Genomic DNA, 14,374 nt, shown 5'->3' with positions numbered 1-14,374 from the left:
GGCGCTCTGTCGCGGCATCAAAGAGTAAACCGATCAAACCATAGCAAGCGTCGCACAGAGGGCGGAAAAAGTACATCTTGCGCCGATGGTGCAAAAACCGTTCCCATCGGCGTCACGCCGCAGACAATCCGGCGGATTGTATACCCACATAGACTTTGCCGCCGCCCGCCCCGCACGCTAAGCCAACGCTCAAAGAGGAGGACACCATGGCAGCATTGCTTGATACCGTCGACCCGCAGGGGCTCGAAGAGTTTTCGGTCGTATTCACGGACCGGTCGCTGAACCATATGAGCGCAGCGTTCCAAGGCGTGATGAACGACATTTCGTCCATGCTGAAAGACGTCTACGCAGCGGATGCCGTTGTGGTGGTGCCCGGCGGTGGCACGTTCGGAATGGAGGCTGTCGCACGTCAGTTTGGCCGTGACGCAGAGGTGTTGGTGGTGCGGAACGGGTGGTTTTCCTACCGGTGGTCGCAGATCTTCGAGACCGGCGGGCTGACTGGCAACACTACGGTGCTGAAGGCGCGGCAGGTGGGCAACGCGTCCCCGTCCCCCTTTGCGCCCGCACCGATCGAGGATGTGGTGGCCACGATCCGCGAGCAAAAACCGCAAGTGGTCTTTGCCCCGCATGTAGAGACCAGCGCCGGGGTGATCCTGCCGGATGCCTATGTGGCGCAGATGGCCGCCGCCGCACATGAGGTGGGTGCGTTGATGGTGCTGGATTGCATCGCGTCGGGCTGTGCGTGGATCGATATGCGCGCACTTGGGGTCGATGTGCTGATCTCGGCCCCGCAAAAGGGCTGGAGCGCCTCGCCTTGTGCGGGCCTTGTGATGCTGTCGGCGCGCGCTGTGGCGCGCATGGACGAGACGACATCGGACAGTTTCGCCATCGACCTCAAGAAGTGGCACCAGATCATGGCGGCCTATGAGGGCGGCGGACACGCGTACCACGCGACCATGCCCACGGACGCGCTGCGCGATTTCCGCGACACGATGAAAGAGACGCAGGAATACGGCTTTGACCGGCTCAAGGATGCCCAATGGGCGCTGGGTGATGCGGTGCGCGCGATGCTGGCGGGCAAAGGCGTCGTGTCGGTCGCCGCCGACGGGTTTGGTGCGCCGGGCGTTGTGGTCAGCTACACGGCGGATCCCGACATCCAGACCGGCAAGCGGTTCGCGGCCGAAGGGATGCAGATCGCGGCGGGCGTGCCGCTCCAATGTGATGAGCCTGCGGATTTCCGAACCTTCCGGCTGGGCCTGTTTGGTTTGGACAAGCTGTATGATGTGGACGGCACGGTGGCGCGGCTCAAGCGTGTGGTCGATCAGGTGCTATAGCGGCTCTGGACGCTGGGCTGCGCGGGCGGTAGGTGTGCGCGCGACTGAATTCTTGCGAGGCCAAACATGTCCAGCCACGGCGCCCCGATCCCGATGACTTCTTCGCCCTGCGGGCCCTTGTCGGGCGTGGCCGAGGTGCCCGGCGACAAGTCGATCTCGCACCGGTCGCTGATCCTTGGTGCGCTGAGTGTCGGGGAAACGACGGTATCCGGTCTGCTCGAAGGGCAGGATGTGCTGGACACAGGCAAGGCCATGCAGGCCTTTGGCGCCGAGGTGATCAACCATGGCGGTGGCAACTGGTCGATCCATGGTGTGGGTGTCGGCGGCTTTGCCGAGCCGGATCAAGTGATTGATTGCGGCAATTCGGGCACGGGCGTGCGGCTGATCATGGGGGCGATGGCGACCGCGCCCATCACTGCGACCTTTACCGGTGATGCGAGCCTGAACAAGCGCCCGATGGCGCGGGTCACGGACCCGCTGGCGCTGTTTGGCGCGCAGGCCGTGGGGCGCGCGCAGGGGCGGTTGCCGATGACCATTGTCGGCGCGGCGGACCCGGTGCCGGTGCGCTATACGGTTCCGGTGCCGTCGGCGCAGGTTAAGTCGGCAGTGCTGTTTGCGGGGCTGAACGCGCCCGGCGAGACGGTTGTCATCGAAGCGGAGGCGACGCGCGATCACACCGAACGTATGATGGCGGGTTTCGGCGCGGACATCCGCACCGAAGAGACCGACGAAGGCCGGGTGATCACACTGAAAGGTCAGCCCGAGTTGAAACCGCAGCACATTGTTGTGCCGCGCGACCCATCCTCGGCGGCGTTTCCTGTCTGTGCGGCGCTGATCGTGCCCGGATCGGATGTGCTGGTGCCCAATATCGGGCTGAACCCGACGCGGGCGGGGCTGTTTGCCACGCTGCGCGAGATGGGCGCGGACCTGCAATATGAGAACATGCGCGAAGAGGGCGGCGAGCCTGTGGCGGACCTGCGCGCCCGCTTTTCCCCGGACCTAACGGGCATCGAAGTGCCAGCGGAACGGGCGGCGAGCATGATTGACGAATACCCGGTGCTGTCGGTCGTGGCTTGCTTTGCCAGTGGCCAGACGCATATGCCGGGGGTCAAGGAGCTGCGCGTCAAGGAAAGCGACCGCATTGATGCGATGGCCACGGGCCTGCGCGCCGCCGGTGTTACGGTTGAGGATGGCCCCGATTGGTGGATAGTCACAGGGCTGGGGCACGGCAATGTGCCCGGCGGGGCCACGGCGGCGAGCCATTTGGACCACCGCATCGCTATGTCGTTCCTTGTTATGGGGATGGCCACGGCCAAACCCATGTCGGTCGATGATGGCGGCCCCATCGCCACGTCCTTTCCGATCTTTGAGCCGCTGATGGGCGGGCTGGGCGCGCAGGTGCGCCGGGACAACGCCTGAGCGATGTCGACCGCACCGTTCACCGTGGCCATTGACGGGCCTGCCGCCGCCGGAAAGGGCACCGTGTCGCGCGCACTGGCGCAGCGGTTCGGGCTGGCGCATCTCGACACGGGTCTTTTGTACCGCGCGGTGGGCGCGCAGACGCTGGACGGCGCAGACCCGATCAAGGCCGCGCGGGCACTTGTCCCGGACGCGCTGGAACGGGATGACCTGCGCACAGCCCAAGTGGCACAAGCCGCCAGCAAGGTGGCGGTGATGCCAGAAGTGCGCGCCGCGTTGCTGGATTTTCAGCGCGCCTTTGCCCGGCGCGCCGGGGGCGCGGTGCTGGACGGGCGCGACATCTGCACGGTGATTTGCCCGCAGGCGGAGGCCAAGCTGTTCGTCACGGCCTCGGACACAGTGCGCGCCGCGCGCCGCCACGCCGAATTGCTGGCCCGTGGTGATGACACCACGCTTGAGACGGTGTTGCGGGATGTACGTGCCCGCGATGCCCGCGATGCGGAACGGGCCGCAGCCCCGATGCGCCCGGCGGACGACGCGCATGTGCTGGACACCTCAGACATGAGCATCACGGACGCCGTGGCCGCTGCCATCGACATCGTGGCACAGGCCCGCGCAGCGCGGGGGCTACCGGTCGAGCGCTGAGTGATAGAGCGAATCGTCTGGCACATAATAGGATGACGTTCGCACTTTCCACGCACCGGATTCGGTACGCACAAGTATGGACAGCGTTGGGAACGGATCTTCGATCAGCAGGCCATCGCTGATCAGTCGCGTTTCATGCGTCGCCACGATTTCATCCGGATTGCGAAACGCAGCCGCCACGCAATGACGGGCAAGGATGGTCACGCGCATCTGTTTGAGATGCTCATGAACCGCTTGAAAAACTTCCTCAAATTCGTCGAGCGCGTGGTACAGCCGTTTGCTGTTGCTGGTCTCAAGCTCGTAGGGAAAGGTGATCGCGTCCGCAAAGGCGGACAGGTCGCCACTCATCAGTGCATGGCCTGTCAAATCGAGCAAGTGCTCGGAGACTTGATGTGCAGTCGGGTTCGGCGGCAACATTGTATTTTTTAAGAGTGACGTGAGTTAGCGCCAAGTGTCGCACATTTTCGAGAATATTCAACGTATTCAGTTATTTCCCGCTGCGCGGGAAAATCTGGACACCGTTCATCTGGATCAGGCGCTGTGCGCGCCTTCCGCCAGAGACGCGACAAAGGACAGGACGTCGTCCACCGGGTCCCCGGCGCCCACCCGGCCGACGATGGCCGAGCCCACCACCGCGCCGTCGGCGATGCTGGCGATGCCGCGCGCCTTTTCCGGGGTGTTGATGCCAAAACCCACGATGACCGGCAGGTCTGTCGCGGCCTTGATCCGGGCCACTTCGGGGCCGACATCGCCAGCCTGCGCCTCGGCGGCGCCGGTGATGCCGGTGATGGAGACATAATAGACAAAGCCGGACGTGTTTTGCAGCACGCGGGGCAGGCGTTTGTCATCGGTTGTGGGCGTCGCCAAACGGATAAAGTTCATGCCCGCCGCCTGCGCGGGCAGGCACAATTCGCTGTCTTCTTCGGGGGGCAGGTCCACCACGATCAAGCCGTCGATTCCGGCGTCCTTGGCATCGGCAAGAAACCGATCCACGCCGCGCGAATAGATTGGGTTGTAATAGCCCATCAGCACGATGGGTGTCGTGTCGTCCTGCTGCCGGAAGGCGCGGGCCAGTTCCAGCGTACGTTCCAGCGTCATACCGGCGGCCAGCGCGCGTTGCCCGGCCAGTTGGATGGTGGGACCGTCGGCCATCGGATCGGTAAAGGGCAGACCCAGTTCGATCACGTCCACACCTGCGCCGGGCAGGCCACGGACCAATTCCAGCGACCTGTCGTAATCGGGATCGCCCGCCATGACGTAGGCCACAAATGCTTTGCGCCCCTCTGCCTTGAGCGATGCGAATTTTGCGTCGATCCGCGTGGCCATGACTGCCTCTCCCTTTTGGTCGGCCTCCCTTGGCCCAGCCAAGGCCGAAACGCAAGGGCTGCGCTGCGGCTTGCGCCTGTGCCCGGTCCTGCTAGAAGCAAGCGGATCGCGACAAGAGGGGCGCAACATGGGTTTCAAGATGGGCATTGTGGGCCTGCCGAATGTGGGCAAGTCCACGCTTTTTAACGCGCTGACCAAGACGGCAGCGGCACAGGCGGCAAACTTTCCCTTTTGCACCATTGAGCCCAATGTGGGTGAAGTCGCCGTGCCAGATGACCGTCTGGACAAGCTGGCCGCCATTGCCGCGTCGAAATCCGTCATTCCCACCCGCATGACCTTTGTGGACATTGCGGGCCTTGTCAAAGGCGCGTCCAAGGGCGAGGGGCTGGGCAATCAGTTTCTGGCCAACATCCGCGAGGTGGATGCCATTGCCCATGTCCTGCGCTGTTTCGAGGACGGCGATGTGACCCACGTGGAGGGGCGTGTCGACCCTGTGGCAGATGCGGAAACCATCGAGACCGAATTGATGCTGGCCGATATCGAAAGCATCGAAAAGCGCCTGCAAAACATCGTCCGCAAGATCCGTGGCGGCGACAAGGAAGCGGTCCAGCAAGAGCGCCTGATGAAACTGGCGCTGGCGGCCCTCGAAGATGGCAAACCCGCCCGCGTGGTCAATGTGGATGCCGAGGACGCCAAGGCGTGGACCATGTTGCAGCTGCTCACGACAAAACCGGTTCTTTATGTTTGCAATGTCGGTGAGGCAGAGGCGGCCAGCGGCAATGCCCATTCGGCAGCCGTGGCCGAGATGGCGGCGGCACAGGGCAACAGCCACGTCGTCATATCCGCCCAGATCGAAGAGGAAATCAGCCAGTTGGAACCGGACGAGGCGGATATGTTCCTCGAAGAGATGGGCCTGTCCGAGGCCGGTCTCGACCGGCTTATCCGTGCAGGGTACGACCTGCTGCATCTTGAGACATACTTTACCGTAGGTCCCAAGGAGGCGCGCGCATGGACGATCCGTACCGGGACCACAGCCCCGAAAGCGGCAGGCGTGATCCACGGTGATTTCGAAAAAGGGTTCATCCGCGCCGAGACAATTGCCTATGACGATTTTGTCGGTCTGGGGGGTGAACAGGCCGCCAAGGACGCGGGCAAAATGCGCGCAGAGGGCAAAGGCTATGTCGTCAAGGACGGCGACGTGATGCATTTCCTGTTCAATACGTAAATCGATCCGCTGGTCTTGATCCTCTTGTTTGGCGTGGTGGGTGCGCGGTGCAAACTGGCGCATTCATGCAGGTGGACATGCGTTGCACCGCCTGCAAGGACCGGTGGACTGGTGCAGAGTTCTGTCCACAGATCGGGGATGCCGCGGGCTGGCTCGTGCTGACGTAACGGGCGACCGTGTTGCGCAACCTGAGCGCCGGGCCGCAACGCTTTGCGTGGGAACCGCCAGCGGCGGCCCCATGTTCGGTTGGAAACAAAAAGGGGGCGGGGATACGCCGTGTGGCGCGCTTGCGACCGTCAAGGCACACGCAGCGCCCGGGCAGGCGAGCAGGTCCGTGCCGCAGCCACCGACAGGATCAATTCCGCAGGATTATTCCACTTGTGCTTCCAGCGCCTCCCCCGTATTCACGTCGGCGGAGACGTGGCCGAGTGGTCGAAGGCGCTCCCCTGCTAAGGGAGTAGGCCCGGAAGGGTCTCGAGGGTTCGAATCCCTTCGTCTCCGCCATTCCCCGTTTGAACGATGCTTTTGACCGGGCGGCTAAATGCCGTGTCCGGGCGCGGTCCGGTTTTTCGCTAGCGTGCCAAAAAACAGGCGCAGCGCCACGCACGGCGGGATGTCAACTTGCGCGGAGGCCGCGGCTCCAGACACCTCGGAGCAGATGTGCAGCACCGCTGTGATGCACGCGCAGGACATCGCCGCGCAGACCGGCGCGCAGGGCGCCGCGGTCGGTCAGGCGTGCGGCCTTGGCGGGATTGCTGGTGACGGTTGCAATGGCGCGGGGCAGGTCGTTCCACAGCGTGGCAAGCCGAAATGCCGACAGCAGCAGAGCGGAGGGCACATAGTCAGAAGACACGATGTCCAGAAGGTCGGCCTTGGCCAGATCCTCTGCTGCGACATTGCCCGAATGCGAGCCCCCCCGGATCAGGTTCGGCGCGCCCATCATCACGGCGATGTCGTGGGTGCGGCAGGCCTCTGCCGCCTCCGGCGTTGTCGGGAATTCCGCAAAGCCGACGCCGTTTCCGGCGGACGTCGCAACATGGTCGGGTGTGGTGTCATCGTGGCTGGCCAGCACGGCGCCAAGGCGCGCCGCTTCGGTCACGGCACCGGCCTCGTGACGCGCGCCAAAGCGGTCCTGCAAGCCCAGCAGGTTCTGCACATGGTCCGCAAATTCAGCGTCGGTCATGCCCCGTTTTTTTGCGACATATGTTTTCAGCACATCGAGATCGCGGAACTGGCGCTGGCCCGGTGTGTGGTCCATCAGGCTGACAATGCCGACGCGGTCCTCGGTGCCAAAGGCGGCGAGTTCCTCCAGCAGGGTTTCGGAACAGATTTCGGCCCGCAGATGCAAGAAATGGCTGATTTTGAACAGTCCCGCCGCCCGTGCAGCCAACAGTTCATCCGCAAGGGTGCGCGCATAGTCGATATAGCGCCCCTTGCCCCCGTGGATGGACCCCACGCGCATGGCATCGAACACGGTTGTGATCCCGGTCGAGGCGAGTTCAGCGTCATGGGCGATGAGGGCGGGTAAATGCGGCCAGTCCACGGATGGGCGCGGCTCGATATGTCGTTCAAGATTGTCGGTGTGCAGTTCAACCAGACCCGGAAGGACCAGATCGGCCCGGCAATCCACCGCACCTGTGGGCACGGCGTCCCCTTCGGTGATGTCGGTGATGACGCCGTTTTCGATCGTGAGGGCACCGGTCAGCACCTGATCGGGCAGCACCAGTTGCGCATTGGCGAGGCACAGATCGCCCGCGCTTTGGTCACCTTGCGCCAATGTGGACGTGGAGAAGGGAGAATTCATGTCATGCTCTCAATCTGCGGATTGCGTGTGGTACCGGTGCGGGGTGACATGCGGATGCGCCACATCATCCCGACACCCGTGCAGGCTGCAAAAGCGCGGTTGCGCGCGCGACAGTTTCCGGCAGGGGCCCATCGTTGGCCACGTGAAGGACGTCCAGTCCGGGGGGCAGCGGCTTGTGCGCCTGTAACAGACGTTTTTCTATGTCATCTTCGGTTTCGCGCCCGCGTGCTGCCAGACGACGGGCCAGCGTCGCAGGCGCGGCCGTGAGGTTGAGCACCAGAAGGCGGGGAAAGGCGTCGGCGGCCTGCGCCAGCGCTGAACGGGAAAAGTTCACAAGGCAATCGGCGCCTCTGTTTAGCTGGTATTTGACGCTGACCGGCACGCCGTAGTGCAGCCCATGTGCGCCCCAATGCACGGCAAATGCCCCGTTGGCGACCATGTCATCGAACTGCGCCATGGTCACACCGTCATAGTCTTCGCCACCCAGGCCCGGTGTGCGGGTGATCACGCGGCGCACCAGATGCAGGCCCGGCATGGCATCGTGGATGCCGGCCATCACGCTGTCCTTGCCCACGCCGGACGGTCCGACAACAGCGATAAGACGCCCTTGGGTCATGCGGCCATCCCCGGGGTAAAGCCGCTGACGTCGATCTCGCGGTCGCACACGCGGGCGCGGGCCGCCTCGTCGTGGAAGATGCCGATGATCGCGGTGCCCTGTGCCTTGGCCTCTTCGATCAGCGCCAGCACGACCTCGCGGTTGGCGGCATCGAGGCTGGCGGTAGGTTCGTCCAGCAGCATCGCCGGATAGGGATGGGCAAAGCCGCGCGCAATGTTCACCCGCTGCTGTTCGCCGCCGGAAAAGGTGGTGGGCGAGAGCGTCCACAGGCGTTCGGGAATGTTGAGCTGTTGCAGAAGGGACCGGGCGCGCGCCAGCGCCGCGTCCGGCGGCACGCCGACGGCGCGCAGCGGTTCGGCCACCACGTCCAGTGTCGGCACGCGGGGGACAACGCGCAGAAACTGGCTGACATAGCCCAGCACCTCACGCCGCAGCCGGATGATCTCGCGCGGTTCTGCCTGCACCAGATCAACGCCGCCGATGCGGATTGCGCCGCCTTGGGTCAGGTAGTTGCCGTAGATCATCCGCATCAGCGTTGATTTGCCGGCCCCGGAGGCACCGGTCAGCGCCACACATTCACCTTGGGCGACGGACAGGAACACGCCGCGCAGCACCTCGATCACTGCACTGCCCTGATTGTGCAGGGTAAAAGTCTTGGCGACATTGTTGAGTTCAATCATCTTTCACACCTGCAAAACGGAACTGACGAGAAGTTGGCTATAGGCATGTTGCGGGTCGTCCAGCACCTGATCGGTCAGGCCGGATTCGACCACGCGGCCCGATTTCATCACCATCAGACGGTCCGCGAGCAGGCGGACAACGGCCAGATCGTGGGTGACGATGATGGCCGACAGTCCCATGTCACGCACCAGCCCGCGCAACAGGTCCAGCAGGCGCGCCTGCACAGATACGTCCAACCCGCCAGTGGGTTCGTCCATGAACACAAGCCGGGGGCCAGTGACCAGATTGCGCGCGATTTGCAGGCGTTGCTTCATCCCGCCGGAAAACGTCGTCGGGCGGTCATCGACACGGCTGGCGTCGATTTCCACCCGGTCGAGCCAGTCGGTCGCCTTGTCGCGGATGTCACCATAGTGGCGTGCGCCCACCGCCATTAGCCGTTCGCCGACATTTCCGCCCGCCGACACGCCCATGCGCAGCCCGTCGCGGGCGTGCTGATGGACAAAGGCCCAGTCTGTGCGCGACAGCATCCGGCGTTCCGGTTCGGACATGGTGACGGTATCGCGCGGGCCATCGGCGCGGGTGTCGAACACCACGCCACCCGCATCCGGCGGCAGGTGCCCTGCCATGCAGTTCAGCAGGGTCGATTTCCCCGAACCGCTTTCCCCGACGATGCCCATCACCTCACCGGGATAAAGGTCAAAGGACACGTCAGCACATCCAATATGCGCGCCATAGTGTTTGGTGACGCCCTGAACGGACAGAAGGGGCAATGGATCAACGTGGATCATAGGAAAACTCCAATCGGGTCCCGCCGGGTTCGAGGATCATAAAATGCACCTTGGGGCCCTTGCCCGAAAACTCGGGCGCGAATTCGACCGTGACGCCGGGCCAGTCCTTTACCCGGTCAAACACGGCGTCCAACGTGGCGCGATCCGCGACTTTCAGTGCTGTGTGATGCAGGCCGAGCTGGGTGTAGCGGTCAAAACCAGCGCCCGCTTGGCGCACCTGCCACAGTGTCAGTTTGGCGTGGCCGTTGGTCACATAGGCGGCGGGGTAGTCCGGGTTGCCGCCAAACGCCTCCCAGCCCAGACAGTCCACAAAAAAACCGCGGCTTGCCTGCAGATCCGACACGGTCAGCCCAAGGTGGTCGATGCCAAGTGTGCTCATGCCGCGTCCTTTCCCCGGTGGCCCGCCATCTGGCGCGCCTCGCAGTAATCCGTGTCCGAACAGACAAACATCCGCCCCCCCGCGTCATCCACGATCACCTCATCGAGATAGCTGTCCTGGGCCCCGCACAGACCACAGGGGTGATCGGCCTTGGACGGATCGAACGGGTGATCTTCGAAATCGAGGCTGACAACATCGCAATAGGGGGGCAGGGCGTAGATGCGTTGCTCGCGGCCAGCGCCAAACAGCTGGATCGCCGCCATCCCGCCCAGTTTCGGGTTGTCGAATTTGGGAATGGGCGATGGGTCCATGACATAGCGCCCCTCGACCCTGACGGGGTAAGCGTAGGAGGTCGCGATATGGCCGTGGCGGCTGATGTCTTCGTAGAGTTTGACGTGCATCAGCCCGTACTCTTCCAGTTCGTGCATCTTGCGCGTCTCGCTTTCCCGCGGTTCGAGAAAGCGCAGGGGTTCCGGGATCGGCACCTGATAAACAAGGATCTGCCCCTCGGTCAGCGCCGCTTCGGGGATGCGGTGACGGGTCTGGATGACGGTTGCCTCTGATGTGGTGGTCGTTGTCGCGACCCCGGCGGTCCGTTCAAAAAAGGCGCGGATCGAAACGGCGTTGGTTGTGTCATCCGCACCTTGGTCGATGACTTTGAACCGGTCTTCGGGCGTCAGCACGGCTGCCGACACCTGCACGCCCCCCGTGCCCCAGCCATAGGGCATCGGCATTTCGCGGGACGCAAAGGGCACCTGATAGCCGGGGATCGCCAGCCCTTTCAGGATCGCGCGCCGGATCATCCGTTTGGTTTGCTCGTCGAGATAGGCAAAGTTGTATTCGGTCATTTGGTGGCTCCGAGGATGTCCGGCTTGGGGGCGCTTGGCCGCCAGTTGCCGTGGCGGGCTGCGCGCGGGACCGTGCGTGCAGAGGCGTCCAGGCGGGACAGCGGTGTGGGCAGAGGCACAGGTGTCATTCCGCAGCCTCCTGAACCTGATCGGCACCGGCCTCGCGGCGCAATTTGCGCACCAGTTCCAATTCGGACTGAAAGTCGACGTAATGGGGCAGTTTGATATGTTCCAGAAAGCCCGTCGCCTGAATATTGTCGGCGTGGTAGAGGACGAACTCAGCATCCTGTGCGGGCGCGCCCACGTTGTCTTCGCCCAGCTCTTCCCAACGCAATGCGCGGTCCACCAGCGCCATGGAGATGGCCTTGCGTTCGGTTTGGCCAAAGACCAGCCCATAGCCGCGCGTAAATTGCGGCGGCTCCGTTTTTGAGCCCTTGAACTGGTTTACGGTTTCGCATTCGGTCAGCGTTACCTCGCCAATCTCGACGGCAAAGCCCAGTTCGGGGATGTCCATCTCGACCGGGACGGCGCCAATGCGCAACTCGCCCACAAAGGCGTGGTTGCGCGCATATCCGCGCTGCGTGGAATAGGCGAGGCCAAGGGTGAACCCTTCGTCCGCGCGGGCGAGCGCTTGCAGACGCAGCGCGCGGTCGGCGGGCATCTCCAGCGGTTGACGTGTCAGATCGGGGGGCGGTGTGTCATCATGCGGGGCCTCTTCGATCAGGCCCTCGCGGTTGAGAAACGCGGTGACGTGGGGGACAGCGCCGGTCTCGGCGGTGCGGGCGGGCGCGGCGGCGACATCGCCGTCGGCAGCCAGTTTGAAATCCAGCAGACGGTGTGTGTAGTCGAATGTCGGCCCCAGAACTTGCCCGCCGGGCAGGTCCTTGAACGTGGCCGAGATGCGGCGGTCGCACAGCATCGCGCCGGTGTCGACCGGCTCGGACGCGCCAAAGCGGGGCAGGGTGGTGCGATAGGCGCGGATCAGGAAAATCGCTTCGATCAGGTCGCCGCGTGCCTGTTTGATGGCCAGTGCGGCAAGATCGGGGTCATAAAGCGACCCTTCGGCCATGACCCGGTTCACCGCAAGGCTCAGCTGTTCGCGGATTTGCGCGACGCTCAGCTCTGCCACATCGGTATCGCCCCTGCGTTCCTCGGCGAGCCACGCGTGGGCGTTTTCAATCGCCCGCTCGCCCCCTTTGACAGCAACATACATCAGGACACCTCTGTCGCGCGGACGGTTGTTGAACGGGGCAGGGCCGCGACGCGGTCACCGTGAGTGAGCACGAAATCGAGCCCCAGCGGGAACAGCGCCCGGTTGGACTGTAGCGCGGCAATGTCAGGCACCGACAGGGTTGCGTGGTCCTTGATGCCGGGGCCTGTCAGGGTGGCACCCGTGGTGGCAAGGACCGGGCATTCCACGATCAGCGTGGCGGACCGGTCTGGATAATCGGATGTGCCCACCGGGTAGTTGGACAGGGGCATCAGGTCCGCCCATGTGCCAACGGCAAACATGCAGTGCGCCGGACCTGTGATGGGCGCGCCGGTGTGGAAGGCCAGCCAGCGGCGCACCGCCTCGCAATGGGCCGCACCCGCCAGATGCACTGGCGTTTCGGTGTCGCACAGCGTCAACAGCACGGCCCCGGCCGCAGGTGAAAGCGGGCCGGGCGGTACAGCGCCTGCAATGTCGTGGATCGTGCCGGGACGGGCCATCGCTTCCATCACGCTGCGAAAGGCATGTGCGGATTGAATGGCCGGATCGCCAAAGCCGCCCGAAAGGGTGTCCGCCTGCATCAGTCTTCTCCTCGGACCATGGTGAAAAAGTCGACCTTGGTGGCGGCGGCCTTGTCGGCGCGCGCGGACCGGGTGGCCGTGAATTCCGCCTCAAGCGGGGCAAGCACGGCATCGCGCAGCCTGTCGGCTGCGGTGGTCTGCATCAACGCATCTACCAAGGCCGTGACTTCAGCATCAGCCTTGCGGCGCCCTTGGAGGTAGGCATGACCAACCTCGCCAGTGTCCAGCGTGAGCGCGCAGCGTGTCACCGTGACTTCGCCCAGATTGAATGGCGCGCCGGTGCCGCCCATCCGTCCCCGGACCATGGTGCTGCCGATCTCGGGGGCGCGCAGCCACGTAAAGGCGGGCCGGGCCATCGCCGCGTCCAAAAGTGCGGCGACGCGGCCCGGACGCGCCTTGGCCATCAGGCCAAGCCAGGCTTTGCGCGGGGCATGAGGGTCAAAACTGTCTTTCATCTCGACAACTTTTCCATATACTATACAACTATACATATCCTACCATATATGCCCGTGAGGGACAGAGGAGTTTTGTGAAACTTGCGTGACGCTTCTGGTAAAACCCCGATCTGGAAGGCCATCGCCGATGCGTTGCGCATGGATTTAGCCGAAGGTCGCTATCGCGCCGGTGACCGGCTGCCAACCGAAGCCGTTCTGGCCGAGCGGTTCGGCGTGAACCGCCACACCGTGCGCCACGGTGTCTCGGCGCTGGTGCACGAAGGGTTGATCCGCACCCGGCGCGGCTCTGGTGCCTTTGTCGCCGCGACGCCTACGGATTATCCCATTGGCAGGCGCGTCCGCTTTCACGAAAACCTCATCGCCGCAGGGCGCCGCCCGGAAAAAAGGCTGCTGGATGTCGAAACCCGGGCCGCCACCGCAGGGGAGGCTGATGCGCTGAATGTTGCCGCAGGCGACCCGGTTTGCGCCTATCACGGGCTGTCACTGGCTGATGGCCAGCCCATCGCGATTTTCCAAAGCCTGTTTCCCCTTGGGCGGCTTGACGGAATTGCCGACGCTCTGGCCCATACCAGCAGCGTCACCGAAGCACTGAAGGCAGTTGGAGTAAGCGACTACACTCGCGCCACAACCCGCCTGACCGCGACACGTGCGACGGCGACACAGGCCCTGCACCTGCTGATCGCCGAGGGCGACCCCCTGCTCAGATCGTCCGGCGTCAATGTCGATGAGGCTGGCCAGCCCGTCGAATATGGCCGCACGTGGTTCGCGGGCGACCGCGTGACGCTGACGCTGGAGGAGTGAGGTTGCGCGAGCGACGGGCGGGCATCGCCAAAAGCACGGCGCTGCGCCTGAGTTCTTCGCCTCAAAGCACACGGATGCGTTGCGTGGCAGTGTTCCATCGCGCCAGCCGGTCTGCGCAGGTGTCTCAGCCGTCGCCGCGTTTTGACCCAAAAGCACCGATGGGGATGGCGCAGGACAGCGCTGATCCCGGTCGCATTGTCACGGCAACCGGCGATAGAAACGGCGCGTTCACGCGTTATCGGGCCGTGCCAATCCTCACCTG

General features: G+C 63.9%; 17 protein-coding genes and 1 tRNA gene. 6 read left to right on the top strand and 12 right to left on the bottom strand.

Going from position 1 to position 14,374, the window contains the following annotated elements; all coding sequences use genetic code 11:
* Positions 1-206: 206 nt before the first annotated feature.
* The 3 genes from Q1A85_RS09730 to Q1A85_RS09720 all read left to right on the top strand — a co-directional run bounded on the left by Q1A85_RS09730 (position 207) and on the right by Q1A85_RS09720 (position 3,398).
* Entirely contained in the window at positions 207-1,334 is a 1,128-nt protein-coding gene (locus Q1A85_RS09730; protein WP_299687831.1) for an aminotransferase class V-fold PLP-dependent enzyme, read from the top strand.
* A 66-nt stretch (positions 1,335-1,400) separates the two neighbouring features.
* On the top strand, positions 1,401-2,753 hold the full coding sequence (aroA, locus tag Q1A85_RS09725; protein WP_299687828.1) for a 3-phosphoshikimate 1-carboxyvinyltransferase: 1,353 nt from the start codon (positions 1,401-1,403) through the stop codon (positions 2,751-2,753).
* Positions 2,754-2,756: 3 nt separating this feature from the next.
* Positions 2,757-3,398 carry a (d)CMP kinase gene (locus tag Q1A85_RS09720; protein ID WP_299687826.1) on the top strand — a complete coding sequence of 214 codons (642 nt, stop codon included), beginning with the start codon at positions 2,757-2,759 and terminating at the stop codon, positions 3,396-3,398.
* On the opposite strand, the gene Q1A85_RS09715 is transcribed toward Q1A85_RS09720, so the two are convergent.
* Both Q1A85_RS09715 and trpA read right to left on the bottom strand, forming a co-directional pair.
* Positions 3,381-3,746 carry a hypothetical protein gene (locus Q1A85_RS09715; RefSeq protein ID WP_299687823.1) on the bottom strand — a complete coding sequence of 122 codons (366 nt, stop codon included), beginning with the start codon at positions 3,744-3,746 and terminating at the stop codon, positions 3,381-3,383. The two genes, Q1A85_RS09720 and Q1A85_RS09715, sit on opposite strands and share 18 nt — an antisense overlap.
* Positions 3,747-3,929: 183 nt before the next feature.
* Complete coding sequence (gene trpA / locus Q1A85_RS09710) at positions 3,930-4,724, bottom strand: tryptophan synthase subunit alpha (protein ID WP_299687820.1); 795 nt, start codon at positions 4,722-4,724, stop codon at positions 3,930-3,932.
* 127 nt (positions 4,725-4,851) lie between these two features.
* Between trpA and ychF the strand changes: the two genes are divergently transcribed.
* Both ychF and Q1A85_RS09700 read left to right on the top strand, forming a co-directional pair.
* Positions 4,852-5,949, top strand: a complete 1,098-nt coding sequence (gene ychF / locus Q1A85_RS09705; RefSeq protein WP_299688588.1) for a redox-regulated ATPase YchF — start codon at positions 4,852-4,854, stop codon at positions 5,947-5,949.
* 414 nt (positions 5,950-6,363) lie between these two features.
* A tRNA-Ser gene (locus Q1A85_RS09700) sits at positions 6,364-6,453 on the top strand.
* Positions 6,454-6,565: 112 nt separating this feature from the next.
* Here the strand turns inward: Q1A85_RS09700 and Q1A85_RS09695 are convergent.
* The 10 genes from Q1A85_RS09695 to phnG all read right to left on the bottom strand — a co-directional run bounded on the left by Q1A85_RS09695 (position 6,566) and on the right by phnG (position 13,311).
* A complete protein-coding gene (locus Q1A85_RS09695) occupies positions 6,566-7,753 on the bottom strand; it encodes an alpha-D-ribose 1-methylphosphonate 5-triphosphate diphosphatase (RefSeq protein ID WP_299687818.1) in 1,188 nt (395 codons plus the stop codon).
* A 64-nt stretch (positions 7,754-7,817) separates the two neighbouring features.
* Positions 7,818-8,369 carry a phosphonate metabolism protein/1,5-bisphosphokinase (PRPP-forming) PhnN gene (gene phnN, locus Q1A85_RS09690; RefSeq protein WP_299687815.1) on the bottom strand — a complete coding sequence of 184 codons (552 nt, stop codon included), beginning with the start codon at positions 8,367-8,369 and terminating at the stop codon, positions 7,818-7,820.
* Positions 8,366-9,049 (bottom strand): phosphonate C-P lyase system protein PhnL, encoded by a 684-nt coding sequence (gene phnL / locus Q1A85_RS09685; RefSeq protein WP_299687812.1) that lies wholly within the window; start codon positions 9,047-9,049, stop codon positions 8,366-8,368. Before phnL ends, phnN begins: the two co-directional genes overlap by 4 nt.
* Positions 9,050-9,052: 3 nt before the next feature.
* Positions 9,053-9,838 carry a phosphonate C-P lyase system protein PhnK gene (phnK, locus tag Q1A85_RS09680; protein WP_299687809.1) on the bottom strand — a complete coding sequence of 262 codons (786 nt, stop codon included), beginning with the start codon at positions 9,836-9,838 and terminating at the stop codon, positions 9,053-9,055.
* Entirely contained in the window at positions 9,825-10,217 is a 393-nt protein-coding gene (locus Q1A85_RS09675) for a VOC family protein (RefSeq protein WP_299687806.1), read from the bottom strand. Before Q1A85_RS09675 ends, phnK begins: the two co-directional genes overlap by 14 nt.
* Positions 10,214-11,065, bottom strand: coding sequence for an alpha-D-ribose 1-methylphosphonate 5-phosphate C-P-lyase PhnJ (locus tag Q1A85_RS09670; RefSeq protein ID WP_299687803.1), 852 nt, complete (start codon positions 11,063-11,065; stop codon positions 10,214-10,216). Before Q1A85_RS09670 ends, Q1A85_RS09675 begins: the two co-directional genes overlap by 4 nt.
* Positions 11,062-11,193: a hypothetical protein gene (locus Q1A85_RS09665; RefSeq protein ID WP_299687799.1), complete on the bottom strand. Its 132-nt coding sequence runs from the start codon at positions 11,191-11,193 to the stop codon at positions 11,062-11,064. Before Q1A85_RS09665 ends, Q1A85_RS09670 begins: the two co-directional genes overlap by 4 nt.
* Entirely contained in the window at positions 11,190-12,278 is a 1,089-nt protein-coding gene (locus Q1A85_RS09660; RefSeq protein ID WP_299687796.1) for a carbon-phosphorus lyase complex subunit PhnI, read from the bottom strand. The genes Q1A85_RS09665 and Q1A85_RS09660 overlap by 4 nt, the downstream gene beginning before the upstream one ends.
* Positions 12,278-12,856, bottom strand: a complete 579-nt coding sequence (gene phnH / locus Q1A85_RS09655) for a phosphonate C-P lyase system protein PhnH (protein ID WP_299687793.1) — start codon at positions 12,854-12,856, stop codon at positions 12,278-12,280. Before phnH ends, Q1A85_RS09660 begins: the two co-directional genes overlap by 1 nt.
* Positions 12,856-13,311, bottom strand: coding sequence for a phosphonate C-P lyase system protein PhnG (gene phnG / locus Q1A85_RS09650; RefSeq protein ID WP_299687791.1), 456 nt, complete (start codon positions 13,309-13,311; stop codon positions 12,856-12,858). The genes phnH and phnG overlap by 1 nt, the downstream gene beginning before the upstream one ends.
* Before the next feature lie 81 nt (positions 13,312-13,392).
* Here phnG and phnF point away from each other — a divergent pair, with 81 nt between their 5' ends.
* Positions 13,393-14,112 (top strand): phosphonate metabolism transcriptional regulator PhnF, encoded by a 720-nt coding sequence (phnF, locus tag Q1A85_RS09645; RefSeq protein ID WP_299687789.1) that lies wholly within the window; start codon positions 13,393-13,395, stop codon positions 14,110-14,112.
* Positions 14,113-14,374 lie beyond the last annotated feature (262 nt).

The organism is uncultured Tateyamaria sp. (genome assembly GCF_947503385.1).
Classification (GTDB): Bacteria; Pseudomonadota; Alphaproteobacteria; order Rhodobacterales; family Rhodobacteraceae; genus Tateyamaria.
Note: the sequence above shows the minus strand (reverse complement) of the source record. Positions and strands in the feature narration are given on the sequence as shown.

Coding starts and splice junctions, on each gene's coding strand:
- Q1A85_RS09720 (WP_299687826.1), top strand. CDS start 2,757: ATGTCGACCGCACCGTTCACCGTGGCCATTGACGGGCCTGCCGCCGCC.
- Q1A85_RS09675 (WP_299687806.1), bottom strand. CDS start 10,217: ATGAGCACACTTGGCATCGACCACCTTGGGCTGACCGTGTCGGATCTG.
- Q1A85_RS09695 (WP_299687818.1), bottom strand. CDS start 7,753: ATGAATTCTCCCTTCTCCACGTCCACATTGGCGCAAGGTGACCAAAGC.
- aroA (WP_299687828.1), top strand. CDS start 1,401: ATGTCCAGCCACGGCGCCCCGATCCCGATGACTTCTTCGCCCTGCGGG.
- phnL (WP_299687812.1), bottom strand. CDS start 9,049: ATGATTGAACTCAACAATGTCGCCAAGACTTTTACCCTGCACAATCAG.
- Q1A85_RS09660 (WP_299687796.1), bottom strand. CDS start 12,278: ATGTATGTTGCTGTCAAAGGGGGCGAGCGGGCGATTGAAAACGCCCAC.
- Q1A85_RS09730 (WP_299687831.1), top strand. CDS start 207: ATGGCAGCATTGCTTGATACCGTCGACCCGCAGGGGCTCGAAGAGTTT.
- phnH (WP_299687793.1), bottom strand. CDS start 12,856: ATGCAGGCGGACACCCTTTCGGGCGGCTTTGGCGATCCGGCCATTCAA.
- phnN (WP_299687815.1), bottom strand. CDS start 8,369: ATGACCCAAGGGCGTCTTATCGCTGTTGTCGGACCGTCCGGCGTGGGC.
- Q1A85_RS09670 (WP_299687803.1), bottom strand. CDS start 11,065: ATGACCGAATACAACTTTGCCTATCTCGACGAGCAAACCAAACGGATG.
- phnG (WP_299687791.1), bottom strand. CDS start 13,311: ATGAAAGACAGTTTTGACCCTCATGCCCCGCGCAAAGCCTGGCTTGGC.
- phnK (WP_299687809.1), bottom strand. CDS start 9,838: ATGATCCACGTTGATCCATTGCCCCTTCTGTCCGTTCAGGGCGTCACC.
- Q1A85_RS09665 (WP_299687799.1), bottom strand. CDS start 11,193: ATGACACCTGTGCCTCTGCCCACACCGCTGTCCCGCCTGGACGCCTCT.
- trpA (WP_299687820.1), bottom strand. CDS start 4,724: ATGGCCACGCGGATCGACGCAAAATTCGCATCGCTCAAGGCAGAGGGG.
- Q1A85_RS09715 (WP_299687823.1), bottom strand. CDS start 3,746: ATGAGTGGCGACCTGTCCGCCTTTGCGGACGCGATCACCTTTCCCTAC.
- ychF (WP_299688588.1), top strand. CDS start 4,852: ATGGGTTTCAAGATGGGCATTGTGGGCCTGCCGAATGTGGGCAAGTCC.